At 48.4% G+C, this 24,545-nt stretch carries 23 protein-coding genes; 9 read left to right on the top strand and 14 right to left on the bottom strand.

Annotation, left to right across the window (positions count from 1 at the left end; all coding sequences use genetic code 11):
* Positions 1-121 precede the first annotated feature (121 nt).
* The gene (locus H7F15_RS16325; RefSeq protein ID WP_185198065.1) at positions 122-505 is read right to left on the bottom strand and encodes a hypothetical protein; all 384 of its coding nucleotides are present in this window, start codon (positions 503-505) and stop codon (positions 122-124) included.
* 130 nt (positions 506-635) lie between these two features.
* On the opposite strand from H7F15_RS16325, the gene H7F15_RS16320 reads away from it, so the two are divergent.
* Positions 636-3,023, top strand: a complete 2,388-nt coding sequence (locus H7F15_RS16320; RefSeq protein WP_185198064.1) for an aminotransferase class I/II-fold pyridoxal phosphate-dependent enzyme — start codon at positions 636-638, stop codon at positions 3,021-3,023.
* Between the two features lie 6 nt (positions 3,024-3,029).
* On the top strand, positions 3,030-4,736 hold the full coding sequence (locus H7F15_RS16315; protein WP_185198063.1) for a PAS domain-containing hybrid sensor histidine kinase/response regulator: 1,707 nt from the start codon (positions 3,030-3,032) through the stop codon (positions 4,734-4,736).
* An 86-nt stretch (positions 4,737-4,822) separates the two neighbouring features.
* Here H7F15_RS16315 and H7F15_RS16310 read toward each other — a convergent pair whose 3' ends face one another.
* On the bottom strand, positions 4,823-7,348 hold the full coding sequence (locus H7F15_RS16310) for a TonB-dependent receptor domain-containing protein (RefSeq protein ID WP_185198062.1): 2,526 nt from the start codon (positions 7,346-7,348) through the stop codon (positions 4,823-4,825).
* A 381-nt stretch (positions 7,349-7,729) separates the two neighbouring features.
* Between H7F15_RS16310 and H7F15_RS16305 the strand changes: the two genes are divergently transcribed.
* Complete coding sequence (locus H7F15_RS16305) at positions 7,730-8,143, top strand: OsmC family protein (protein WP_185198061.1); 414 nt, start codon at positions 7,730-7,732, stop codon at positions 8,141-8,143.
* Between the two features lies 1 nt (position 8,144).
* On the opposite strand, the gene H7F15_RS16300 is transcribed toward H7F15_RS16305, so the two are convergent.
* The 11 genes from H7F15_RS16300 to H7F15_RS16250 all read right to left on the bottom strand — a co-directional run bounded on the left by H7F15_RS16300 (position 8,145) and on the right by H7F15_RS16250 (position 17,808).
* Positions 8,145-8,864 (bottom strand): hypothetical protein, encoded by a 720-nt coding sequence (locus H7F15_RS16300; RefSeq protein ID WP_185198060.1) that lies wholly within the window; start codon positions 8,862-8,864, stop codon positions 8,145-8,147.
* 404 nt (positions 8,865-9,268) lie between these two features.
* Positions 9,269-10,063: a S1/P1 nuclease gene (locus H7F15_RS16295; protein WP_185198059.1), complete on the bottom strand. Its 795-nt coding sequence runs from the start codon at positions 10,061-10,063 to the stop codon at positions 9,269-9,271.
* A gap of 96 nt (positions 10,064-10,159) precedes the next feature.
* Complete coding sequence (xrtN, locus tag H7F15_RS16290; protein ID WP_185198058.1) at positions 10,160-11,512, bottom strand: exosortase N; 1,353 nt, start codon at positions 11,510-11,512, stop codon at positions 10,160-10,162.
* Positions 11,509-14,019, bottom strand: coding sequence for an XrtN system VIT domain-containing protein (locus H7F15_RS16285; RefSeq protein WP_185198057.1), 2,511 nt, complete (start codon positions 14,017-14,019; stop codon positions 11,509-11,511). The genes xrtN and H7F15_RS16285 overlap by 4 nt, the downstream gene beginning before the upstream one ends.
* Positions 14,020-14,106: 87 nt before the next feature.
* Complete coding sequence (locus H7F15_RS16280; protein WP_185198056.1) at positions 14,107-15,351, bottom strand: DUF4153 domain-containing protein; 1,245 nt, start codon at positions 15,349-15,351, stop codon at positions 14,107-14,109.
* Positions 15,352-15,398: 47 nt separating this feature from the next.
* Positions 15,399-15,689: a hypothetical protein gene (locus tag H7F15_RS16275; RefSeq protein WP_255481289.1), complete on the bottom strand. Its 291-nt coding sequence runs from the start codon at positions 15,687-15,689 to the stop codon at positions 15,399-15,401.
* 50 nt (positions 15,690-15,739) lie between these two features.
* The gene (locus H7F15_RS16270) at positions 15,740-16,030 is read right to left on the bottom strand and encodes a hypothetical protein (protein ID WP_185198055.1); all 291 of its coding nucleotides are present in this window, start codon (positions 16,028-16,030) and stop codon (positions 15,740-15,742) included.
* A gap of 52 nt (positions 16,031-16,082) precedes the next feature.
* Complete coding sequence (locus H7F15_RS16265) at positions 16,083-16,412, bottom strand: hypothetical protein (protein WP_185198054.1); 330 nt, start codon at positions 16,410-16,412, stop codon at positions 16,083-16,085.
* Positions 16,413-16,466: 54 nt separating this feature from the next.
* Entirely contained in the window at positions 16,467-16,802 is a 336-nt protein-coding gene (locus H7F15_RS16260; protein WP_185198053.1) for a potassium transporter KefB, read from the bottom strand.
* Positions 16,803-16,868: 66 nt separating this feature from the next.
* Positions 16,869-17,177 carry a transcriptional regulator gene (locus H7F15_RS16255; protein WP_185198052.1) on the bottom strand — a complete coding sequence of 103 codons (309 nt, stop codon included), beginning with the start codon at positions 17,175-17,177 and terminating at the stop codon, positions 16,869-16,871.
* Between the two features lie 7 nt (positions 17,178-17,184).
* On the bottom strand, positions 17,185-17,808 hold the full coding sequence (locus H7F15_RS16250) for a hypothetical protein (protein ID WP_185198051.1): 624 nt from the start codon (positions 17,806-17,808) through the stop codon (positions 17,185-17,187).
* Positions 17,809-18,024: 216 nt separating this feature from the next.
* Here H7F15_RS16250 and hpf point away from each other — a divergent pair, with 216 nt between their 5' ends.
* The 4 genes from hpf to H7F15_RS16230 all read left to right on the top strand — a co-directional run bounded on the left by hpf (position 18,025) and on the right by H7F15_RS16230 (position 21,448).
* The gene (gene hpf / locus H7F15_RS16245; protein ID WP_185198050.1) at positions 18,025-18,330 is read left to right on the top strand and encodes a ribosome hibernation-promoting factor, HPF/YfiA family; all 306 of its coding nucleotides are present in this window, start codon (positions 18,025-18,027) and stop codon (positions 18,328-18,330) included.
* Between the two features lie 103 nt (positions 18,331-18,433).
* Complete coding sequence (locus tag H7F15_RS16240; protein WP_185198049.1) at positions 18,434-19,216, top strand: SDR family NAD(P)-dependent oxidoreductase; 783 nt, start codon at positions 18,434-18,436, stop codon at positions 19,214-19,216.
* A 208-nt stretch (positions 19,217-19,424) separates the two neighbouring features.
* Positions 19,425-20,075 (top strand): DsbA family protein, encoded by a 651-nt coding sequence (locus tag H7F15_RS16235; RefSeq protein WP_185198048.1) that lies wholly within the window; start codon positions 19,425-19,427, stop codon positions 20,073-20,075.
* Between the two features lie 1,013 nt (positions 20,076-21,088).
* Complete coding sequence (locus H7F15_RS16230; protein ID WP_185198047.1) at positions 21,089-21,448, top strand: DUF1801 domain-containing protein; 360 nt, start codon at positions 21,089-21,091, stop codon at positions 21,446-21,448.
* Here H7F15_RS16230 and H7F15_RS16225 read toward each other — a convergent pair.
* On the bottom strand, positions 21,435-22,349 hold the full coding sequence (locus H7F15_RS16225; protein WP_185198046.1) for a cation diffusion facilitator family transporter: 915 nt from the start codon (positions 22,347-22,349) through the stop codon (positions 21,435-21,437). The genes H7F15_RS16230 and H7F15_RS16225 overlap by 14 nt on opposite strands.
* Before the next feature lie 121 nt (positions 22,350-22,470).
* On the opposite strand from H7F15_RS16225, the gene H7F15_RS16220 reads away from it, so the two are divergent.
* Both H7F15_RS16220 and H7F15_RS16215 read left to right on the top strand, forming a co-directional pair.
* A complete protein-coding gene (locus H7F15_RS16220; protein WP_185198045.1) occupies positions 22,471-23,154 on the top strand; it encodes a response regulator transcription factor in 684 nt (227 codons plus the stop codon).
* Complete coding sequence (locus H7F15_RS16215; protein ID WP_185198044.1) at positions 23,151-24,542, top strand: ATP-binding protein; 1,392 nt, start codon at positions 23,151-23,153, stop codon at positions 24,540-24,542. The genes H7F15_RS16220 and H7F15_RS16215 overlap by 4 nt, the downstream gene beginning before the upstream one ends.
* The last annotated feature ends 3 nt before the right edge of the window (positions 24,543-24,545 follow it).

Here is a 24,545-nt window from a genome sequence, read left to right as displayed (position 1 = left end):
AAAAAGCTTTCCCGGCCAAGGAAAAGCTTTATAAGGCATATGTAAAATAAAGACAGTTATCTCAGTAAAGGTGCTGCGTTTGGACTTATGCAGAGGGCCGTTTCCGGTTTCTCAGGAAGTCTTACTTAAACTGCTTGAGCCACTCCAACGCTTTCTGTTTGTCGGTAAACATAAGGGTAGGGTTGTGGGGCTTGTTTACCGTAATGTAAAAATTAGCCATCATTTTGGTTACCGTAGAACTGGTCAGAATAGCGTTTGCCGTAATGCCTACATTGCCATCTGAGGCAAAATAATCGCGGGCTTCCTTCGTGAAATTTTTCAGCTTAATCACATCTACCAGACAAGGGTAGGCCTGATTTTTGGTAAAGCTCATCCGGTCGCTCACACATTGGCGGGCAACTTCCAGATCCATCGTGTTGATCTCTTTGTAATAGAAATGAAGGATACCATCTTCTATGAACATCTTCGCATGAGGCGTTTCATAGATATCAGTGTTCTTTTCCAAAATAATTGTTAAAAGTGAAATTATATGTTGCAACAGTATTGTTTAGCAGCAACACACGGCAAGTTTACAAAATTTAGTGGCAAAAATCAGGCATAACAATATAATAGATACGGTAGATTCAGTGCTATCGGTGTCTAAGAAAAAGGGAATCATACATTTACATGCCGAAGACAGGGAGCTGAACGGGGGAGTGCTTACTCTGAATGGGGAGAAAGTTTCTCATTTTGGGACTTGTGGCTATCTTAGTCTGGAACATCACCCCGCTCTGAAGCAGGGAGCTATAGATGCCATCATGCGCTACGGTACACAATTCCCGATGTCGCGTACCTATGTTTCGAACCCGCTTTACCGTGAGCTGGAGGCCCTGATAGAGCAGATGTACCAAGCACCGGTCGTGATATCCAAGAACTGTACCCTTGCGCACCAGACCACTATACCGGCCATTATCCGGCAGACGGATCTGGTAATATTAGACCACCAGGCGCACGCCAGCATGCAGGAAGCAGTAAAGAAGTTATTGGGGCAGGGTGTTTCTGTAGAAATGATCCGTCATAACAACCTCGAAATGCTCGAAGACCGCCTGATAAAGCAGCGGAACAAATACGAACGGATATGGTATATGGCTGATGGCGTTTACTCGATGTACGGGGACTATGCTCCTGTAAAGGAACTGATAGCCCTGGCTGAAAAGTACGAGCAGTTATACCTGTATATAGATGATGCGCATGGCATGAGCTGGGCCGGAAAGCATGGCACGGGGTACGTCATGAGCCAGCTGGAGGGCAAACTATACCGTAAAATGGTGCTCACGGCAAACCTTGGCAAGGCGTTTGGCGCATGCGGCGGGCTGTCGCTTTTCCCAAACCAGGAATGGCGCGACAAAGTGAGCAACTCTGGTGGGCCACTTACTTTCTCGGTGCAGATAGAGCCGGCTACGCTGGGGGCGGCCATTGCTTCGGCCAGGATACACCTCAGCAACGAGATCTATAGTTACCAGCAGGAACTGCAGGAGCGTATAACCTACTTTAATGAGCTGCTCCGCGCAACCAGTCTGCCTTTAGTGCACGAAAACAACAGTCCCATCTTTTTTATAGGCACCGGAACTATGGAAATGGGCAATTACCTGGTGCAGCAACTCCTGCAGGAAGGCGTGTATGTTAACCTGGCTACTTTCCCGGCTGTGCCTGCCAAAAATATCGGCATCCGGATCACCCTTTCGCTGGGCAACTCTTTTGAAGATATTGCTTTGCTGGTGCGTAAACTACAGCATCACTTTGCCCTTGCCCTGCAGGTTACCGGCCAGACAGAAGAAAATATACGAAAAGCGTTTAAAATGCCGCCGGCTATAGTCAGCCCTGTACCAACTGCAGCTAAACCAGCTGCTACAACACTTCAGCTTAAGAGATATACAACTATAGCAACTATAGCCGAAGCCGACTGGAACCAGTACCTGGGCCACCGCGCCATGTTCGACTGGAAAGGAATGCAGTTTCTGGAGCGCTCTTTCAGCAATAACAAGGAGCCGGAGAACAACCATGATTTCAGGTATTATGTGGTAGAGGATTCGGCTGGTAAGGTCGTACTGATGACCTTTGCCTGTACGGCGCTCTGCAAGGAGGATATGTTTTCGCAGGTATCCGTATCGCGGGAAATTGAGAAGGAGCGGGAATTGAACCCCTACTACCTGACCTCGAAAGGCATTGTGCTGGGTAGTTTGTTTACCGAAGGCAGTCACCTGTACCTGGACCGGAGTAGCGATAGCTGGAAACCTGCCCTGAGACTTTTGCTGGAGGAGCTTTTTTCAGAACAGGAAAAGCAACAGGCCGCCACCATCCTTCTCCGCGATTTCGACGCTGCCGACCAGGAAATGCACGAGTTTATGGTAGACCAGGGGTTTGTGAAAGTGGACCTGCCGGAGTCATGTGAAATAGCGGGATTGGCTGGCCAGGCGGAAGATGCTTATGTGGCAGGGCTCTCCCAGAAAAGCAGGCGCCACTATGTCCAGAAAATCAAACGCTACCAGCCTTTTTACGAGGTAAAAGTTAAGAGCAACTTGACTACAGCGGAACTGGCCCACGCTTACCAGCTCTTTCAGCAGGTAAAGGAGCATAACCTCGGAATCAATAATTTTCTGTTCCCCGAAAAGCTGTTTGCCGAAATAAACGAGAGCCCCGACTGGGAATTCATCCTGCTGTACCTGAAAGAAGAGCAAAACACCAGCAGCAAAGCGGTGGCCGTATGCTTCTGCCATATAAATGAGGCTAAGGTATACAGCCCAATGCTGATCGGGATGGATTATGCTTACCTGATGGAATACGGGGTTTATCGGCAGGCGCTTTTCCAGATCATAAACCGGGCGAATACACTGAGTTGTCCAAAAATAAACTTTGGCATTTCGGCATCGCTCGAGAAAAAAAGAATAGGCGCTGCAGTATACCCTAAAGTAGGTTATTACCAGGCCAAAGATAATTTTACAATGGAATTAATGGAAGCTACTTTTTTGATTGAAAGAGAGTAGCGAACTTTGTACCGGGAACTTAGAGAAGTACAAGAAGTGGAAGTGCTGAAGAAACGAATAGAGGAAATCATCATGCTGATTGCCGAAGTAGCAAACGGTAATTTCGACTACGAACTGGATGTATCAGAGACCGGAGACGAAATGGATGCCGTTATTGCCGGTATCAGTATGCTTGGGCAGGAACTGAAGAACTCCACCGTGTCGCGGGATTTTATGCGGAGTATTTACGAAGGCGTGGTAGATATGCTGCTCGTACTGAACACGGACTATACTATTCGCAACGCCAACCACGCTTTTGAAGAAGCCACAGGCTACCGCGAAGCCGATCTGGTAGGAGAGCATGTATCGGTATTGTTTGATGAAGAAGAAAGCCTGCGCCTGCTGGAAGCATTTTTTAAACTACAGGAAGAAGGCAAATGCCTGAACACCGAGTTTCTGATGCGCGCCAGTTCCGATAAGACCATTCCAACTTCCTGCTCTTTCTCTTACCTGAAAAGTAACAGGCAGGAAACCGACGGCATACTGATCATAGCCAAAGATATAACCGAGCTAAAGAACAAGGAGCGCGAACTGCAGGAGGCAAAAGAGAAAGCCGAAGCTGCCAACGAGGCCAAGAGCGGTTTCCTCTCAAGCATGAGCCACGAGATACGCACACCACTGAACGGGATAATGGGTTTTACCAGCCTGTTGCAGGAAACGCCGCTGAGCGATGCACAGGCACAATACGTCCATCTGATCCGTACCTCTGGCTCCACGCTCACCAAACTGCTGAAAGATATCATGGACCTGCACCGGGTGGAGCAGGACAAGATCGAGATAGAAAAGATACCATTCGATATCAGGGCAACCGTAGCATCGCACCTGGAGCCGTACCGCTACCTGGCCCAGGGCAAAAAACTGGTTCTGAACTATAGTTTTGATGAAGCTGTGCCGCAGGTAGTAAACGGAGACCCGACCCGTATTGCGCAGGTGCTTATAAACTTAGTTAGCAATGCCATTAAATTTACCGATGAAGGCAGTATAAGTATACATTGTGCCCCGGATACAGTATGCACCGGAGAGGAAATTGTGCTGCGCTTCAGTGTAACAGATACCGGCGTAGGCATACCTGCCGATAAGCTCGAAATGATCTTTGACGCCTTCACGCAGTCAGACCAGTCTACTACGCGCAAATACGGTGGCTTTGGGCTTGGACTGGCCATCTCTAAAAAACTGGTGTCCCTGATGCAGGGTGAGATAGGAGTGGACAGCCAGGCCGGCAGTACTACCTTCTGGTTTACCGTAGCCCTGACACAGGCCACAAAAGTTGCCGAAACTCCAGAACTAACTGCACAGGACGAAAATTACCAGCTCCCTGCAAATACGTGTGTGCTGGTGGTAGACGATAACCCGATGAACGTGCTCCTGATGCAGGAAATGCTGGAACAGTTCGGGGCAACGGTGGCAACTGCCATGGACGGCGAAAGTGCGCTGCAGGCCTGCGCCGAGACCCGGTTCGACCTTGTATTTATGGATATTCAGATGCCGGGCATGGATGGGCTGGAAGCGACCGGGAAACTGCGCAGGTCCGGGTTCAAGAAACCTATAGTTGCATTCTCAGCAAACGCTTATGACCACGACATTGCCAAAAGTATGGAGGCCGGGATGGACGACCACCTGTGTAAGCCTTTTACCCGATCCGAATTAATTGCCATACTCCGCAAGTGGCTATAGTTTAAGAATTTAAATGCCAGCAATAAAAAAGCCCCGCCTGAACCAGGCGGGGCTTTTGCTTTCATAAAACAGGTTAAGCAAATTGGTTATTGTAATCCGTTTCCTTCGCCTTGTTTGGCATCATCGTTACGGATTGTTTTTTTGCGGCGTGGCGGTCGCTGTTGCTCCATTTTACCGAAGCTATAGTTAAAGGTAACCTTGGCGCCACGGTTATAGTTGTTGATGCGGATGTGCTGCTCGTATTCCAGGGCGTTCACGTCGATCTCCATCTTCATGCTCTTACGGAACGGGTTATCCAGACCCAGGCTTAAACCACCTTTGCCACCAAACAGCTCCTTTTTAAACGCTAAACTGTGGTAAGAGAAAGAAGCGAAGTTACCCTGCAGCTGAATGCGCTTCGAGTTAAAGCCCCCGTTAAACTGCGCACTGAAACCTTTCCCGAAGTTGTAAGATGAGTTAGCGTTGATGTTATACATCCAGCCGTTGTTCGCGTAATCTTTGCTCTTCAGGTCAACATAATAAATGTTGGAGCTACCACCTATTGTCCAGGCTTTTACCGGCATTACAGAACCAAACAGGCTGATACCGTAGGTTTTGTTCACGGCCACGTTATCAAATGTGAGCACGGTGGAGTTGGTCTCTTGTTCGTACTCCGGCACTGTTTCGATGGCGTTATCTGTCTGGCGCATGTACAGGCTGGTGCTGACCGAACCTTTGGTGAAGTATGAACTATAGCCCAGTTCGTACAGGTTTGTAAGTTCGGCATCCAGGCCCGGGTTACCGCGCACAACTGTTCCCGGGGCCTGATCCTGTCTGAACGGGTTCAGGTAATTAAGCGATGGGCGCTGAATACGCTGTGTATAGTTTGCCTTAATGGTGTGCTTGTCCTTTATGGTATAAGATAAAGCTACACTCGGGATCAGGTTGTCATAATCGTCCTTATAGTTCTTTACCTCTTCCGGGCCGTTGTTTTCGGTTCTGTTATAGTCGCCGGATATATCGGTGTACTCATAGCGGGTACCCAGTTTCACGTTCAGCTTTTTGCGGATGGCAAAGCCGTAGGTTACATACGAGGCGTACACGTTCTGGCCGTAATCGAATCTCATGTCACCTCCTTTTTCATCTCCCCGGTCGTCTTTGCTGTATACGGCATCGCTGGTCACATCCCTGAAGATACTTTTAGCCCCGATTTCCATCAGCTGCTTGTTCTGGAACGGATGCACGTAGTCCACCTGGAAAGTCAGTTCCTTGTTGCCGCCGTCGTTGTTGTTACGCTGCAGGTAAAAAGGTGCTTCGTTGGTATAGTAGCGGTCCTGGTTGTTGCGGGTATCGGCGTCAGTAACCGAGTACTGCGACAGGAGGGTCAGTTCCTGCTGTGGCTTGGCAAATGTATGCACAAAGTCCAGGTTATAGTCTGTGCCAAAGCGCTCGTTACGGTTCTGGATGTCAGTTGCGTAAGTATTTACAGCATCCTCAACACCGCCCTTGGTTACCAGTTGTTGCTGGTCATTTTCCATATTAAACCGACCACCGTTGCTGCGTATGCTACCCGACAGGGTGTTCTTAGGCGTAAAGTCGTAATCAAATCCGAACTGGCCGTTCAGGAATCTTCCGTTTATCTGCGTATCGCCGGACTGGCTGGTAACGCGGCGGTCAACGGATGGCGTTACATAACCCGGTGCAGCTGTCACGTTGGTCATATCGCCTTTGTTGTAGAACGTGTGCGCTCCGATGTTGGCATTAATGCCTAGCTTGCCGCGGCGCACATTTACGCTGGCATTGCCGTTGCTGGCACGGGTACCGGCCGTAAGTGCTACCGATCCTGTAACACCCTGCAGGCCACCGTCTTTTTTAGTGATGATGTTGATGATACCGGCTGTACCTTCGGCATCGTACTTGGCAGATGGCGATGTGATCACTTCCACCGATTTGATCTGGTCGGCCGGGATCTGCTTCAGGGCATCGGCGATGCTGCCGGCCATGATAGCAGAAGGCTTGTTGTTGATAAGCACACGCACGTTGGAGCTACCGCGCAGCTGCACGTTGCCATCGTTATCCAGCGACAGCGACGGTACTTTCTGCAGTACATCGGCGGCGTTGCCACCGGCGTTGGTAATGTCTTTTTCGGCGTTGTAAACGGTGCGGTCTATTTTCTCTTCTACCAGCGGCTTGTCGCCGGTCACCACTACTTCGGTCAGTTTCTGAGCACTGGAGGTTAGGGTAATGCTGCCCAGGTTCACATCGTCGTTGTCAGACTTAACGGTAAACGCGGCCAGTGTTTTCTGCTCATACCCGATAAAGGAAACCAGCAGCTTATAGTTGCCGGCACCTACCTTCTGAATCGTGAAACGGCCTTTCTCATCGGCCATGGTGCCATCTACAGGTTTGCCGGTAGCTACGCTTACAAGGGCTACAGTAGCAAATTCTACCGGGCTTTTGGTGTCGGCATCTAACACCACACCGCTTATTTTGGCGTTACCTTTGGCTATAGTTGCGCCCGGCATGGTAGCTGCCGGCTGCTGTGCCGCACGACCCTGGGGTGCTGCCTGCCCCTGCGCAAATGCAGTGGCCGACGACAGGCCAAGGGCTAACAATAATACGTGTCTCTTCATAGTTTTTTATCGGAAATGTTCTTAAAAATCCAACCACGCGGGGTACTTCGAACTCCACACTACAAAGAAACAGAGCATTTGCGACCTGCTAAAACAGATTATACCAATGCACCGCATTTCTATATAAAAAGGCATAAGAAACCGATGAGATTTTGGTCGATGTTTTAAGTATTGTTGGTCGTTGTCTGTTGCTGGTTGCTCGCTGTAAAACCCAAGGGGAAAAATAATCGGCAAGTCTGCTATGAAACTATAGTTTAAATGGCCGGAGCATTCTTTTATTTAATTAAAATGAAAGTGTCTGCAAACAACGATTAACGACCAACGGATAACGCATTTTGACCGGAAGGGCAGAGTTTATACTTTCGTGTAAAATTAAAACTCATGGAAATTAACCTTACCCGCCTGGACCAGGACTTTCATTTTGCTGCTACCGGGGCATCTGGTGTGGCAGTGCACATGGACGCAAACCCAGAAATTGGCGGACACAACCAGGGCGCCCGCCCAATGGAGATGCTGCTGATGGGCCTGGGTGGCTGCAGCGCCATCGACGTGATCATGATCCTGAAGAAGCAGCGCCTGGAAGCTACTTCGTTTGATATAAAAGTTACAGCCGATCGCGAACCTGTAAACGAGCATACCGAATTCCGCAACATTAACCTGCACTTTATGCTTGGCGGCAACCTGCCCGAAGACAAAGTTCGCCGCGCCATCGAGCTGTCGCTGGAAAAATACTGCTCTGTAGCCATGGTGCTGTACAAAACATCCACCATAAACTATACGCTGGAGCTGCTATAGTTCAGGCGCTTAATTTTGCTACATATTTTACCAGCGAGCGCTTGGCAATAGGCAGCAGGCTGTGCTCCAGCGGTACCGGCACCCGCGCTATAACTGCAAAAGTGGCAGGGTTGGGCAGCTCTTTGTTCTCCTTCAGTAGTTGTACTTTCAGGTTTTCGTGGGTGAGGGCCAGGCTTCGGCGCACGGTTTGCACATGCTCGGTATTGATGCCGCGGTACTGCTCGTATGTGTTTTTAAACACCGTGATGCGGTACAGGTACACCTGTGTCTCCTTGCCCGGAAAAGCATCCAGGAACAGGTAGCCTTCGTCGTGGTACATGGGCGTAATGCCTACCGGACTGATTTCGAGATTACTCTCCACAAACTCGTATAGTTCCTTGCCTTCTTCCAGGGTTTGGGTGAACAGTGGCGTGGCATACTGAATGATCTCCTCGATCTGCTGCATAGTTTCGTCGTCTTCCACGATTTTCTGGTATACCAGCTCCAGCTTCTCAAAATCGGCGCGGCTGATGCGCTGCGGAAACTGCTCGTAAACCAGCTGTTTGTGCTCTTTAACCTGCTTCAGGTTGCGGTAATGCATGATCAGGTCTGAAAATACCGGGTAGAGGCGTTGTTGGCCAAACTCGGTTTTTGCTGCCTGCAGGTAAGCCAGCAGCAGGTACTTTTTATACTCAAAGTCGATGAGTCCTTCGGTAAGCCAGTTGACGGGTAGGGTGTTCATAGCCTTCAACTTTAATGGTTTAAACTTGCTGTATTAAACGCAGGAAGGATTTGGAGAGTTAGAAAGTTTGGAGGTTAAAAAGTTATAAAGTTGGGGAATGTGGAGACGCAATACGTTGCGTCTCAGCTATGGAACTATAGCTTCAAACCATACAAACTGCTTATCAAAGTTTACGGCTTTCGCTCTTTCGGATTTGCAATCCGAAAGTATAGTAACCGCGGATTTGTAATCCGCAATTGTAAAGGCCTTCTCGAATAGCAAACATACTTATTACAAATCCGCAGCTAATAGGTTCCGGATTGCAAATCCGGAACAGCAAAAGTAGACTGGACTATAGTTACAGAACAAAAAAGCCTTCCTGCAACTATAGCAGAAAGGCTTTTTATAGTTTCAGGTAAACTATTTTAACCGAAGATATCGTTCAGCAGACCGGCCAGGTGAATACCACCTTTCAGTAGTTGCTGGTTCAGGGTATCAACGTTGTCGTAGTTGTAGCGGTAGCTCAGTTTTTGTTCCGGCTGCACTTCGCTATAGATCTTGTTGCTCACCAGGTACGATTCGTATAACCACTCGCTTACCGGCTGTTTCATCCAGGCTTTGCGCTGGGCTTTGGTCGTGTGGTTCAGGTGCGTGCTGTACTCAGTATAGCTCAGATCCTGCGATTCGATTAGGTCGCTGTCCCAGAGGCGGTGCAGGTTGGTCGGCTCTCCGAACCAGAACAGTTTTACACGGTTACCACCCAGGTCATCGGGACGGCCAGTGTGCATCGGCTGGTGAATATCGCCTACCATGTGGATCACCAGGCGCAGGTACATCTGGGCTTTGTCTTTTGGGAGGTCTTTTTTCTTCAGCTCAGCTACCAGCATGTTCAGTTTGGTGTGTATGTTGGTCGTGGTATCGGCCATCAGGGCGGCGGTAAACTCGTCCTTGTTCATGCCGGACTTAAAGTTTACGTAGTGCCATGTGTCCAGGTACTTGTAGCTCGGCTCCGATTTTACGAAGTCGGCCCAGTTGCTGGCCATGGCTACCGACTCGGTGCCCAGGATTTTCTTTACTTGTTTTTTTGCCTTGCAGCTCAGGTTACGTTCTGCAATTTCGCCTACTACGCGGTGCCCCAGCATGCCCCAGGCCATACCCTGAAGCGGCAGATATAGGAACAAACCCACCAGCAGTAATTTTTTAAGCGCGTTAAATGCCATTGATGTAAGAAACTATAGGTTAGATAAATTCGGCAGCAAAGGTCTGAAATTTCTGCAGAAACTTGGTGCCTATAGTTGAGAATAGTTTTGGGAGGCTTATTGCATTGTGCTTGCGTGGCTATAGTTGTTTTGGCTTTCTATAACAGTAACTATAGCTTCGGGCAGTTCTTTTTTTTGCGCAACCGTAACATTTACCAGCCTGAACTTCGCTTCCCCTTTCAGCATGCGCGTGCGCCAGTCCCATTGGTCTATCGTTTTGTGTTGCCCGTTATCCATCCACCATGCCGTGTAAAGGGTGTCGTTCCCTTTTTGTAACTCGCCCACATACACGGTATAGTTGCCCACCTGCCGCTGCTGCACATGTCTGAACTTGTAGCCGCTTCCTTCCCAACAGATTAACGGGTGATGTTCCGTAGAGTAAAAAGCCTGCACCGGTTTCAGGTAGACCAATACGTTTTCGTTGCTGTATTTGGTAACCCCGTTCCCCAGCGTGGCTACCTGAAAACCGTTTAGCTGCGGCATAGTTTGTTCCAGTACCATCTCGGGTTTATCTCGTTTTACTGTCAGCCCAATTCCGGTCATCAAAAGCAGTAGCAGATAGTTCAGCAGTAAGGAGCCTCTTAAACTGACAGTTGACTTCCGCGCTGCATTTGTAGTTGTTTCAGATAGGTATTGTTGCAGCCTTTTTGCCGTGAAATAAAAGGGCACCAGTGCATAAGCCAGCAAGCAAAGCAAGCCTATCACATCGTGAAGCGGGTTTCCGGGCAGGATCTTAAACCAAACCAGCAACAGGATGCGCAGTAAGTTTGATACCAGGTTCAGGAACAACATAAAGCCCAGCATCAGGCCAATAAACCAGAGCGGAAATTTTCTCTGATAGGTCTTCTGCAGGTGCGCCAAAATAAAAACAGCCAGGATCAGGGCCAGCGACAGCATCGACAAACCAGCACAAGCCGGATCTACAGAGAACTCTTCACCATTTACCAGGATGATGTTACCGGCAGCTTCGGCCTGTTTCTCCATCGTGTTAAGGATGCACACAGCCCAGGTAGTTAACTCCATCCGGAGCGGGAAACTGATGATGTTGGCGATGTACTTAAAGATAGGCGAGGCTACTGCAAGCAAAAGCACGGGATAAATGGAGATTCTGCCAACTATAAGCTGCGCGCCACACCAGAGTGCTGCTACAAATGCAAAGAAATATAAGGTGCTGTTTTGCAGCGTGGTGGCAACAATGGCCAGAACTATAGTTGCAATCAACAGCGATGAGGAGAGTGCCTTTTGCGGCTGTACCTGCGCTACAAAAGGCACAAGTACCAAGGCCAGTAACCATTGGCTGTCCCAGAGCAGGTACTCGCCCAGCAGAAAACCACCAGCCAGCAAATACAGACTCATGACCAGCAGCGGAATCAGCCATTGCTCTGTAGGCCTTACAGCAGTTAACTTCATCTCAGGAAGTATGGTTTTAAGGTGAAATACCCAATGATCAGTGCAGCCAGGATAATGAGTGCCCATTCTTCCGGTTCCGGTACCGCACCCGAGCCGTTCATGCTGGCATTGCCCAGGCTGGCTTTACTTTTCTGGATATCGAAGCGCTCGTAATCTGCCTGTGTTTCCAGCACGATCAGGCTGGATACCGGACTTACAATATTGGCCTGGGTGGCTTCTGCGATCAGCGCATCTTCTATAAAATCCTTACTGAAATACCGTGCCCCGATCTGCTGCAGCACGTGGTTATAAGCAAACAGCCGCAGAACATGGTCTGGCGCTGTGCCGCCGGCTATAGTTGCATTTGTTTTAACTATAGCCAGCCCGGACTGTCCCAGGCGAACGGTGTTATGATCTATAGTTGTGTTGATAAACTGCTTGTTCTGCAGTAGTGTAGCCAGTTGTTTAGTGTCGCCGTGCAAAGGAGCAATTACCCGTAATTCTTTCAGGCTCTTAAAGTAGGGCGATAACTTTTCGCCAAGCGAGAACACGCTTATAGTTGCATGTTGCGGCAAAATTTCTGCCATCTGTTCTGCAAATGGGGTATCTTTCAGGTCGCTGAGGTTAGGAGATACACCGTTACTTTTACTGATGACCAGTGCCTGCTCCGGGTTTTTGATCATGTGTAGCGGGAAGAGGGAGTAGCGTTGCTGTTGCAGCAGGCTAAATAGTTCTGCCCTGTTCTGCTCGTTCAGTTGCACCATTTTCCCATCCCACACATACACCGGCTTTTGTTTTGCCATATCCCATACCTGCTCAAATTCATTCTCCGACCAACTGGTGTTTATGTCCAGGTAGAGTTGCTGTGGCTCAAATGGTACAAGCTGTTGCGGCAGTTCGGTTAAACTATAGTTGTTGCCGGCAAAGCTGAAACTGCTGTTCGCTAAGGCAGGAGCGTTAAATCGCAGGCTCCAGTCCTGGCTATAGTTTCCCTGGCGTTTGTATGTGTTGCTGCGCGTAAGTTTATAGTTTGAGGGTAATTCAAGGCCGTTTACATTCTCATCCAGATACACCACAGATGTTTCAGTAGCGCCCAGTGTGCTTGGTCCGGTAAAGTAAATGTTCTGGTAAACAAGCGCTTCGCCCTGCTGCTGAAGGGGAGAGGTAATCCCAATCTTAAACTGGCGGTTTTCTTCCGGGGTGCACGGAAAAACTCTTACCGATACCCTGTTGCCTTCCTGCCAATGCACTACCGATGGGTCGCGGGCTTCAACGCCAACTATAGTTTTGTAAGCGGTTTGTGCTTTGCTTTTGGTAGTGAGGTAGCCTTTCTCTTCTCGGCCGTTTATCCAGAGCGAGAGCGACGTCACTACGCTGCCTTCGGGCAGGAAAAAGGTATAGATTGCTTCCTGCTGGTTATTGCTGTGCGCCATGTTGTTATGCACGCTTAGCACCTTCTCTGTGTAGGCAAGTCTATAGTTCGGGTAAATGCGCACCTGCGACACTACATTGGCTGTTTTCAGGTTATTACCCGACCAAAGCCGCTCCTCGGCCTGGTGCCGCGCGTCGTATATGCTTTCCAGTATTTTAATCTTCTCTTTCCTGTCCAGGTTTGGTTCGCCCAGCAACAGCACCGCTAAACTCACAAGTGGGTCGTGGCGTTTTACTTCCTCAAAATTCTCTCGGGGCATATCCCACATACTGAACTCACCAGTAGGAACCTGGTAAACAAGGTCGGTCTTTAATATGCGTTCGGTCAGGTAATCGGCTGGTAACTGCTGGCTTAATTTTACCCAGCGTGGCAGCGTTTCATCTTCCTGAATCACATAATCGTTACCGCTAAAGGCGAGCTGCTCGTTACGGTTTTGCCATTGCCAGATGTAAAAGATGCCGAAAAGAACAGGGAAAGCGGCACCAGCCACAAAAGTGCGCAGGTATTGCCTGTCCTCAGTTGCGGCTTTATATACCCCAACTCCCAGGCATATTGCAACCCAAAGCGGAACATAGGTGTGTAACGACATGCCCAAGGCCAGCACCCCGAAAATACTGATGATGTAAAGTGGCAACAGGTAAATGGCATAGTATAACCACAGCACAGATCCGGCGCCAAGTACAAAGAGCAGCACCTGGTTCAGTTTTTTCGGTAACAGCTCCCGGAAACTATAGGCCATCAGGGTTACGCAGAAAAGTGTGATAAAAGCTTCGAGCCAGGGAACAGAATCCTGGAAAATGCTCATCTGGCGGTTAAGCGCGTAACAACTGATGATAAAAAGTACCAGGTAGAGATAAAGGTATTCCAAGTGCCGGAAAGGCCGTTTAAAGGAAAATACTCCCTTGGATAACATCACAACAAAGTAAACGGCAGTCAGGCTATAGTTCATCCAGAAGAGTCCAAACGAAGCCTCATCGGTTGCCCCGACGCCCCACTCCGGAAGCATAAACAACAGGAAGGAAACTATAATCAGCCCTACACCGATAAGCTTCAGGTTGAGCTCGGTTTTAACAGGCGTTTTTATCAGTGTTTTCATTTTATTTTAGACATAGTTCCGGCACCCCACCACTTGAGTGCCGGATAGATGGATATTTTTTGAAAAGAGAATGTAAGAGGCTGCTGTTTACTTAAACCCGAACAGCACCGGGAACAGGAACACCACGATAACTACCCAGATAAAATACACCGGCAGGTAAGCGGCTATCGATCTGCCTAATGCTGTGATGTCAGATTTTTTAGTAATTGACCTGAAAAGTGAACCGGTAACCAGAATCAGGTTAAACAGTATCAGGATGTTGCTGCCTAAAACGGCCAGCCTGTTTGGTGTAATGCCCCATTCGGCTATCCGGAACATAATGGCCGACAAGGCAATGCTGTTTACCACAATGGTAACTATAGCCAGCAGCAACAGGATCCAGGTACTGGTGGCGTCCTGCTCTTTCCGGGAATTATCGGCAATAGAGAAAAAGATAAGCGCCATTACCCCGATCAGCAGGATGTTAAATAGGATCAGGAAATCGCGGTCGTTATAAGGGTCTTTGCCGGAGAAGGGGATTGCGATCAGGTAAATGGTAAGCATGATCAGCACGAGCGGGCTGAATATTTTGGCAATGACAGGCGAAACCTTGTTTACCAGTTGCGGGTTGGTTTGGGTAAGGTGCGTAGCAACTATAGGAATGGCCGCCGCCCCGAAAACACCAATATACTCCGCATAAAATTGCTCTATCTGCAGCCCGATAATGGCGAACAAACCGATGGTAATGCCTGTCATGATCACGCCGGCAATCACCAGCAGGGCGGTCATAACGAGCAGGTCGCCGTTAAAGCGGAGGTACCCGAGTCGACGGCTATAGTTGTTGAAGTCGTTACCGGTGAAGGCCGCGCCCAGCACAGCCCAAAGCAGCAAAGGCAGGTGCAGGCAGGCCAATACCAAGGTGTCGGTTGTGGTAGTGCCAGGCAGCAGGTTGATGTACACCAGCGATACGAGCATGATGGCACCGAGCAGCGCTGTTTTGTAAGCCTGCAACTTGTTCTTCCAGGCAAAATAAGCCGTCAGCAGCGGGAAAACAATGAAGCCGATGTTGCGGGGATAGAAAAATTCTTCCTCCACAGGCAGGTAAGCCGGTATTTTAGCAATGAACCCTGCCACCAGCGACGCCAGTACTACCAGCAGCAGATCCCGACTGGTGCCCCACGAAATGTCGTCGCTCTCGTAGCGCAGGCGTTCGTTCCAGAACTCTGCAAGTGGGTTGCCTTTCAGGTCGGGGTAAATGGCTCTGAACTCCTGCGTAAAAGGCGCTTTGTTGCTTCGGTATAGTTTTTCTAGCCGGCCCGGATCGTTCAGGTGGGTTAGTATTTCGTTTTTCATGGCTGATGTATTTATTGCCGGATTAAGCTATAGTTGCTATGTCAGAATTACAGCTTGTCAATCATGTCGCCGATGTCGCTGACACCAAGCGTAAACATGATCAGCACCACGCCCAGCACAATCTTGATAAGTAACGGAAAGGAAAAGCCGAATTTCCTCCTGAACCAGGTATTGGAAGGCGGAAGAAATACCAGCGAAATAAGCAGGTAAGCAATTCCCGGAACCGGGTGCACCAGAAACAGGTTCAGTATCCCGATCAGTATCACCAGTATACTGAATGCCCATGCGCCTATAGTCCAGATGGTTGACTTGTTTGGCATTGTTGTTTTGTTTTCCATCACTGATTCGTTTAAGTTTTATTTATCCTCTCTTACTATAGTTTGGCTGCTTAACTACCGGCAAATGGCGTCCCGAAAATGCCCACGGCCAGTTCAGCCCAGATCAGGAAAAGCACTACCAGTGCCAGAGCAATCAGGCCGATGCGGTAATTCATGTTCCTTACTTTTCTGATCAGCAGTTCGCATAGCAGACCTGTGCCGAGCAGCAGTACACCCATGATCACAAAGTCGAACAGCTTCCAGTCTACTTCATTTGTAAACTGCATGGCTATTAAGGGAATAGAAAGGATAAGCGCTACTCCGAGCACAATACCAATAAGTCTTTTGTTTTGAGTTACCATAAAATTTAGTTTTTAAGTTAATTGATCTATTATGTGATAGTTACATTTTTTACTAAAAGCTTTGTGTCATCATTTCGATCTTGTCGAATAGTTCGCCAACGCCCATAGCTGCCCAAATAATGAAGATGCCGAGCAGGATCTTTAGTAATCTGAATTGGGGAAGCCGGTAGCCCGTTACTTTATGGAAGATCTCGTTTGCCGGAAGAAAATAGACCAGCGAGAGCAGCACTATAAAAATTCCGAAGCCGGTATCGCCTCCCCAGAACGTGTTCACGATGCCGATCGCAAAAAAAGCCAGCCCAAAAATCCAGCTGATGATGGTGAGGGCCGTAGAGCCGTCGTTCTTGGCCACTTCGCCCTGGTATTCGTTTCTTTCAGTCATGTTGCTATAGTTTATAGTTTCAGATTTTGATTCTCAATTGCTGTTCAGGTTTTCTTAATCCCACAAAGTGCCAGCAAGGCCTAAAACAGTGCCCAACCACAGCACAACTATAAACACGAGCAGGCTCAGTACATTTGCAAGTCCGGTTCTCCAGCCGCCCTGGCTGCGCAGGTGATCCATGTTATAAAAGAACAGCCCGCCCAGTGCACCAGCTGCTGGTACCACCAGCAAGGGTCTGATCCACCAGTAGGTTGGCCACTCAGGCGCCTTTGTTGCCCCGATCAGGAAAAAGGAGATAAGCAGCAAACCTATTCCTGCGCCCAGCAACATCCGCTTCCCTACAGGAGCCGGATGAACAGGCTGATTGTGTATTTCGCTTTGATGTGTCATCGTTTATAAAATTTTAATTTTTTCCTTTAAAGTACTTTGAGTTTCAAAGTTGATGGATAAAAAAATTTAGATGCCGTTCCGGTTATTTAAAATTAACTGCTCCAGTGCGTCCAGGTGGCTCTTGAAAGCTTCGCGGCCCGCATCGGTAGCCTGGTAAGTAGTGTTTGGCTTACGACCTACAAACTGCTTTTCTACGTGCAGGTAGTTGGCATCTTCGAGTGCACGCAGGTGACTTGCCAGGTTACCGTCTGTTAGCTGCAGCGTCTCTTTCAGGGTGTTAAAATCGGTTTTCTCTTCCACCATCAGTACCGACATAATGCCTAACCGCGCCCTGCTTTCGAAGGCTTTATTTATATTTTCAAGGTAATCTTTCACGTGCCTGTTAGCGTTCGTATTTAAAATACACCAGTGTACCGTACACAATGTGCAGCACTCCAAACCCCAACGTCCAGGCTAATAAACCATACCCCACAAAAAAGCTGGCGACAAGCCCCAGTGCAATCTCAATAATGCCCAGGTACCGGATATCGCTCAGTGTATACTTGCTGGCATTTAGTAAGGCGCAACCATAAAAAATAAGCATTACCGGTGCCACCAAATAAAACAGGCCATGATACATCAGTATAGCGCAGAAAATGCCTCCAGCTGCCAGGGGTATAAACAGGTTGATCAGCATGCGCTCTGTTTTGCTGTCCCATACACGATGGCTCTTCTTCTTGGCATTGCGTGCCGTAAAATAGGTAGCCGAAGACAGGGCGAGTATAAATACCAAGGCTGCAACCGATAGTATAAAGATAATAGCCTCTCTGGTTAGCGTAAGGCCATAAATCTCATTGTAAACGATATTGTTTGTTACCAGGTACCATTTTACGACAGCTGCACCTATTAGCGCCGATACGCCTGCCGCCACACCCGAAAGTCCACTAAGCGAAATAAACCGGGAAGAACGATCCATGATGTTCCGGATCTCGTGCAGGGTAGCTAACTGGTCTTGCTGTTGGTTCATAATAAAGTACTTTGAGTTTCAAAGTTAATAACGGTTTACGTAAAGTCAAGTAGTTGGTCTGAAAAATGAGTAAAATATTTTATGTTGTGAATATAACCTGCCCGAACAGCACAAAACTATAGCCATACCGCAAGAACCTAAGCCGTGCCTGTACGTTTAATTTTACACAAATAAAGCCGGTAAAATTGCCGGCATCACTTATGAAAACAAATGCATATGAACTACACAGAGAACTTTGAAGGCATTAAATTAGACATACAAGCGGTAGACATTGAAATTCCCGACACCATCCAGCAGAACATCCGCGAGATAATTACAAAGTTGAAGCGCCATGGTACCAAAATAGACTCGGTGGATGTTTATTTTAAAGAGGAAGCAAACCAGGCCACAAACCAGAAAAGTGTGCGCATGCGCGTGGGTGTGCCTGGCAACGATGTGTTTGCCCATGATGAAGGCGATAACTGGTACCAGCTGCTGGATAATGTTTCAGAAAAGTTGAAACGCCAACTGGATAAACGATAACTATAGTTTGATCACTATAAACCCGCTGCCGGAGTGCAATCAGCAACTGGCAGCGGGTTTTATTTTTACTTTCTATCTTAAGCAGTTCGTTAATGGTAATTAAATGGCAGATACATACTATAAAGGCAAAGTTGTTTTAATAACGGGGGGTGCCCAAGGTATTGGCCTGGGTATGGCTCAGGCGTTTGCAAAAGCCGGGGCATATGTATTGATAGCAGATGCTGATAAAGAAGCCAGACAGGAAGCTGTAGCGAGACTTTCCAAAGAAAATTTAACAATAGACTTTATCGCCTGCGATGTGAGTTCTGAGCAGCAGGTTATTGATTTGCTGCAGTACGTGCGTGAGAAGCATGGCCAACTGGATGTCCTCATCAACAATGCCGGGATTGCGGATCCTTTTATGGGGAACCTGGATGAACTGCAGATGAAGGACTTTGATCGTGTGCTGGCCGTGAACCTGCGGGGGCCTTTGCTCTGCAGTAAATATAGTTTGCCCTTGTTGCGTAAGTCCTTACATCCTGCCATCCTGAACATTACCAGCACACGGGCTTTTATGTCGGAGCCCGATACATTTGCCTATTCTGCCTCTAAAGGCGGGCTGGAAGCACTTACGCATTCGCTGGCAGTGAGCCTGGCAAAAGATAAGATCAGAGTGAATGCCATTGCTCCGGGCTGGATAGAAACAGGGGAGTGGCAGAAGAAAAGCCAGAAGTACACCCCGTCGCACACCAGAGAAGATAAGGAGCAGCACCCGGTCGGCCGTGTGGGTAAACCGGAAGATATTGCAGAAGCAGCGTTATTCTTATGTTCTGAGAAGGCAGGTTTTATTACGGGCCAAAGTTTAACTATAGATGGCGGGATGACCGTGAAGATGATCTATCATTAGAATTATGAATTATGAATTATGAATTATGAATTATGAATTATGAATTATGAATTATGAATTATGAATTATGAATTATGAATTATGAATTATGAATTATGAATTATGAATGCAGACTCTTAAGAACTATCAACAATCAGCAATCAATCAATAACGAACAACCTGAAACGCCTGGCACCTGTAAACTATAGTTAAACCCAAGCGGCTACAAATGGTACAGTCTCCAAATACGCCTACTATTTTTTATATTACCAACCCAATGTGCGCCTGGTGCTACGGTTTTACCTATGTGGTACGCCGGCTGGCTGCCTTATGGCAGGGGCGCTTACAGGTACAGGTGCAGTTAGGAAATTTGCAGGCTTACAATACCGAACCCCTGAAACGCGAAGAACGGGAGCGGCTCGCCACCAACTGGCACTGGGTGCAACAGCGCACGCATCTGCCCTTCGATTTCCGTTTCTTTCTGCAGAAGAACTATGTGTTTTCCACCGAACCTGCCTGCCGTGCCTTGCTGTGTATGCGCCTGTTACGCCCGGTACTAACGTTAGAAGTGCTTCGCGCTATGCATTCCGCTTTCTTTGCCGACGGGCAGGACCTGACCGATACTGCAGTGCTGGTTAAAATAGCAGGCCTGTTCGGCGTTTCAGAGAACCTTTTTCTGGCCCTTTTTGAGTCGGATGAGGTGATGCAGCAATTAGACGACGAGTTTGAAGCTACTGCCGCCCTGGGCGCAACCAATTTTCCAAGCGTGTACCTCCGCACGCGTCAGGGCACCGAGCTTATCTCTAAAGGCTTCTGTCAGCTACCTGAACTGGAAACGAGGTTGTTAGAGCGGTTGAGGCAAGGGGTAGTAGTATTATAGTTTACTGTTGTCATTCCGAGCATGGCTGAGACGTGAGTCGAATTCGGTCGGCTTAGCTTTGAAGGATCTTTGTGTCTTATAGTTCCCACTATTGTCATTTCGAGTGCAGCGAGAAATCTATCTCAGACTATAGTTGCTTAAGACCTCACAGTGTGCACAGCTCCTGTGAGTGTCTGGTGCTATAGTTGAGGCCAATTGCAACTGGAGACAAGCCGTTATTCTATAGTTTCCACTAATCCTGGGAGCTCTATGAGCCTATCGTTCTATAGTTAGCTCGGCTCCCTCCCGGGCCGGGAGGCCCCGTCTTCGGGCATCGCGCGGTGTACATTTCCTTTGCTCGTGCCTCGCAATGCTTTCAGCACCGGAAATCTACAAGGCGCTCAACCCAAAGACTGAAATCATACTCGATAGTATATGATGTAGCTATGGTTTCCTTTTTCATTCTTGGTTAAGGCAGATCTGTTTTTCTCGTGGTTGTATTTCCATAGGGACAGGTAAACCTGCCCTGCCCGTGGGCTGAAACTATAAAACATAGTTATTAAGCTGGTAAAGGCAGAGATTGTCCCCTTGAGGGGACTGCAGGGGTGTTAAAACTATAATTATAGAACTATAGCTGTTAACATAGCAGTAACCTAAACTCCCCTCCTTGGACTACCGAGAAGTGATTTCGAAGGTAGCGAGCGTAGCTCTGAGGGGCAGGGGTGGTTGGACCAGCGCAACTATAGAACTATAGCTGCAACCATAGCTATGTCTAAAAGTCCACCTTTGAAGGAGAATGACCAACAGCAACTATAAAACTATAACTCAAACTATAGCAAGGACAGAGATTCCCCTCTTGAGAGGGGTAGGGATGTGTAATTCCTCAACTATAAAACTATAGCATCTAACTAAACCAGCAGCCCAATCCTGGAAATCCTGATCCGGACAATCAGCAAATAAAATAGGTGCTACTCGCTTGAACATTAAATAAATTGTATATTTAGCGATTAACTTGCTGAAAGCATATCTGAACTATGAGAACGAAAGCTACAACCAACCAGGTGGACGAGTACATCGAAAAACTGAGCCCTGAAAAGATTGTGCTGGCACAGGAGATCAGGCGTATCATAAATGGCTCGGTGGCACACCTGGAAGAATGTGTACGCTGGGATAACCCGTGTTATTTTTTCTATGGTCCTGTTTGTTACTTCGCTTCTTCCCGCAGTGGCATTCATTTCGGCTTTTTCAGGGGCAAAGAGCTCTCTGACCCTGCCCGCCGGCTGGTGAGCCGCAACGGCCAGCCCTACCACATCAAGATCCGTACTTCCGAAGATATTGACGAAACCTATTTTGCCGAGCTGATACGCGAAGCTGTGCTGCTTAACCAGAATTAGGATTGCCGCAGTCTGCGTGTTCGCAGGCGTAGCCGGGTACTTCCAGTTCTATGGTAATATGCTGCACACCTACATCTGTCAGCAGGTGGCGTATCTGTTGTTTTATGTTTTCGGCTTCGTGCAGCTGCAGGTCGTCGGCTACCACGGCGTGTAAAGTAAGCACGTTGTAGCTGCCATCCAGCGTCCAGATGTGCAGGTCGTGTATGGAGTCTACGGCCGGAATGCTGGTAATGCGCTGTTGTATGGCTTCGGTATCCAGTTCGGGTGGTGTTCCCTGCAGCAAAATGGTAAGGCTCTGGCGCAGGTTCTTTATGACATTATATAGTACAAACAAAGTAATCCCGATGGATAAGAGCGGGTCGATCACAGGCCAGTCGAAGAAGTAAAGTACTACGCCACCCACCAGCACCGCTACCCAGCCCAGCACATCTTCCAGCAGGTGCAGCCGTACCACCCGTTCGTTTATAGAGTTATCACTGTTCAGCCGCAGAAAAGCCGCCCCGTTCACAATAATTCCCAGCACTGCAAAACCAATCATACCGGCAGCATCTACCGCTTCGGGGTTCCAGATGCGCGGAATAGCCTCTGAAAGGATAAAGAACGAACCAACCAGCAGGATAACCGAATTGATAACAGCGCCGAGCAACGAGAACCGCTTGTACCCATACGAGAACGTGCTGTCGCTGCCTTTTTTGGATAGCTTTTCGAAATACCAGGCCAGCCCCAGCGAGAGCGAGTCACCGAGATCGTGCAGGGCATCCGACATAATGGCCACGCTGTTTATCCAGAATCCGCCGATAAACTCAATAATAGTAAAGCCCAGATTCAGGAAAAAAGCCAGCTTTATATTGCTGCCTCCATGATGGTGATGATCATGCCAGTGGTGATGCGAATGTGCCATAGTAGTAAAACGTTGCGTGGCTCTTTTAGATATTGCGCGTACCTTTGCAAAAGCTCGCGGCTGTAAACAAATGCCTTGTAGCCAAAGTTGAAGCAAAAAAGCAAGAGAAGCAAAAACCTGTATGAAAGTACTGCTGGTAGAAGATGACCCCAAAGTAGCCTCCTTCATTAAGCGCGGGCTGGAAGAACAGACCTATGAAGTAGAACAGGCATACGATGGTACCTTCGGCATAAAGCTGGCCCTGCAGAACGAGTACGACCTGATCATACTGGATGTGATTCTGCCGAACCGCAATGGCCTGGAAGTGTGCCGCGAGATCAGGTTGCAGAACCAGCTTGTGCCTATACTGATGCTTACCGCCCTTGGCGCCACCGACGATAAAATAACCGGCCTGGATGCCGGCGCCGACGATTACCTGACCAAACCTTTTGAGTTTAAAGAGCTGCTGGCCCGCATCAGGGCGCTTACCCGTCGTGGCACCGACAATGCTACCAGCGAAAAGCTAAGCATAGCCGACCTGGAGATGGATTTGGCAAAGAAAACAGTAAACCGCGGAGGGAAACCGGTAAACTTAACTGCCCGCGAATTTGCCCTGCTGTATTACCTGTTGCGCAACAAGGAACGTGTGGTATCCAGGGTAGATATTATAGAGCAGGTCTGGGAAACATCGTTTGATACCGGCAGCAACGTAATTGATGTATACATTAATTTTCTGCGCAAAAAGATAGACAAAGACCACCCGAACAAGCTTATCCATACATTAGTAGGGATGGGGTATGTATTAAAAGAGCAGCACGACGCATGAAGATCAGAACCCGATTAACGCTGCAGTTTGCTGGTGTTTTTGCGCTTATACTGGTGTTGTTCTCGCTGGTGATCTACTACTTTACGTCTATTTACCGGCAGGAAGATTTTTATGACCGCATACGAGTACGTGCCCAGGCAGTAGCCCGCTATGCGCTGGAAAACACACAGGCTGATACCGAGACCCGCCGTCGGAACCAGATACGTTACTACCAGGCATTGCCATACGAGGTGGTAAACATTTTTGATGAACGTGGCCGGCGTATATTTACAGAGGGCACCGGCGACCTGGAGATCAGCCCGGAGCTGTTGCAGCGCATACGTACCGAAAAGGAAGTACATTATGAGCAGGATATCAGGCAGGTTGTTGGTATCCTTTACACTACTTCTGAAGGGCAGTATGTTGTCCTGGCTTCATCTATAGATGCCTATAGTTTAAAAAAACTGGAGCACCTGAAGGTGATACTTATAGTTGGCTTGCTGGGCTCGCTGGTAGTGGTGCTGGCGGCAAGCTGGTTTTTTGCCAAGGCGGCTTTGCGGCCCATCACTAAAGTAGTAAGCGAAGTAGAGAAAATTACGGCTTCGGACCTGCATATGCGCGTGAGCGATGCCGATGGCAAAGACGAGATATCACAGCTTTCGCAGACCTTTAATAAAATGCTGGAGCGTCTGGAACTGGCATTTGAAATGCAGAGCACCTTTGTTTCCAGTGCCTCGCATGAGCTGCGCACGCCGCTTACTACCATGATGGGCGAACTGGAAGTGGCCCTGATGAAGCCCCGTACACCGGAAGAATACCAGCGTGTGTTACATTCTACCCTGGATGATGTACGCCTGCTTACCGAACTTTCCAATGGGTTGCTCCAGATTGCCCAGGCCAGCATCGATCAGTCAAAAATTACCCGGCAGCACCTGCGCATTGATGAACTGGTGTGGATGGCGCATGACCAGGTGCTGAAACGCCAGCCGGAGGCACAGATACACATCAACTTCGCTGATTTTCCGGAAGACGAAAACCGGTTGGTTGTGAAAGGCAACGAAGCATTGTTGCTGATAGCTATAGTTAATGTCATCGAGAACGCCATTAAGTTTTCGCCGTCGGGCAAAAGTGCTTCGGTGCTTATTGTGGTAGATAAAAAGGATGTGCATTTGCTGGTACAGGACCGAGGCCTCGGTATTGCCGAAGAAGACCTGAAGCACGTTTTTGTGCCTTTCTTCAGGGCAGAGAACGTACGCAGCATCACTGGCCATGGCATAGGGTTACCGCTGTCTGAGCGGATTCTTAAGCTGCATCGTGGTTCAATTGTCGTAAAGTCACAGATTAACCAGGGCACCGAAGTTATGCTTACCCTGCCACAGGCCAATGGCGCTCCAACAGCTCATTCCTGATTT

The organism is Pontibacter sp. Tf4, assembly GCF_014212495.1.
Lineage (GTDB): Bacteria > Bacteroidota > Bacteroidia > Cytophagales > Hymenobacteraceae > Pontibacter.
Note: the sequence above shows the minus strand (reverse complement) of the source record. Positions and strands in the feature narration are given on the sequence as shown.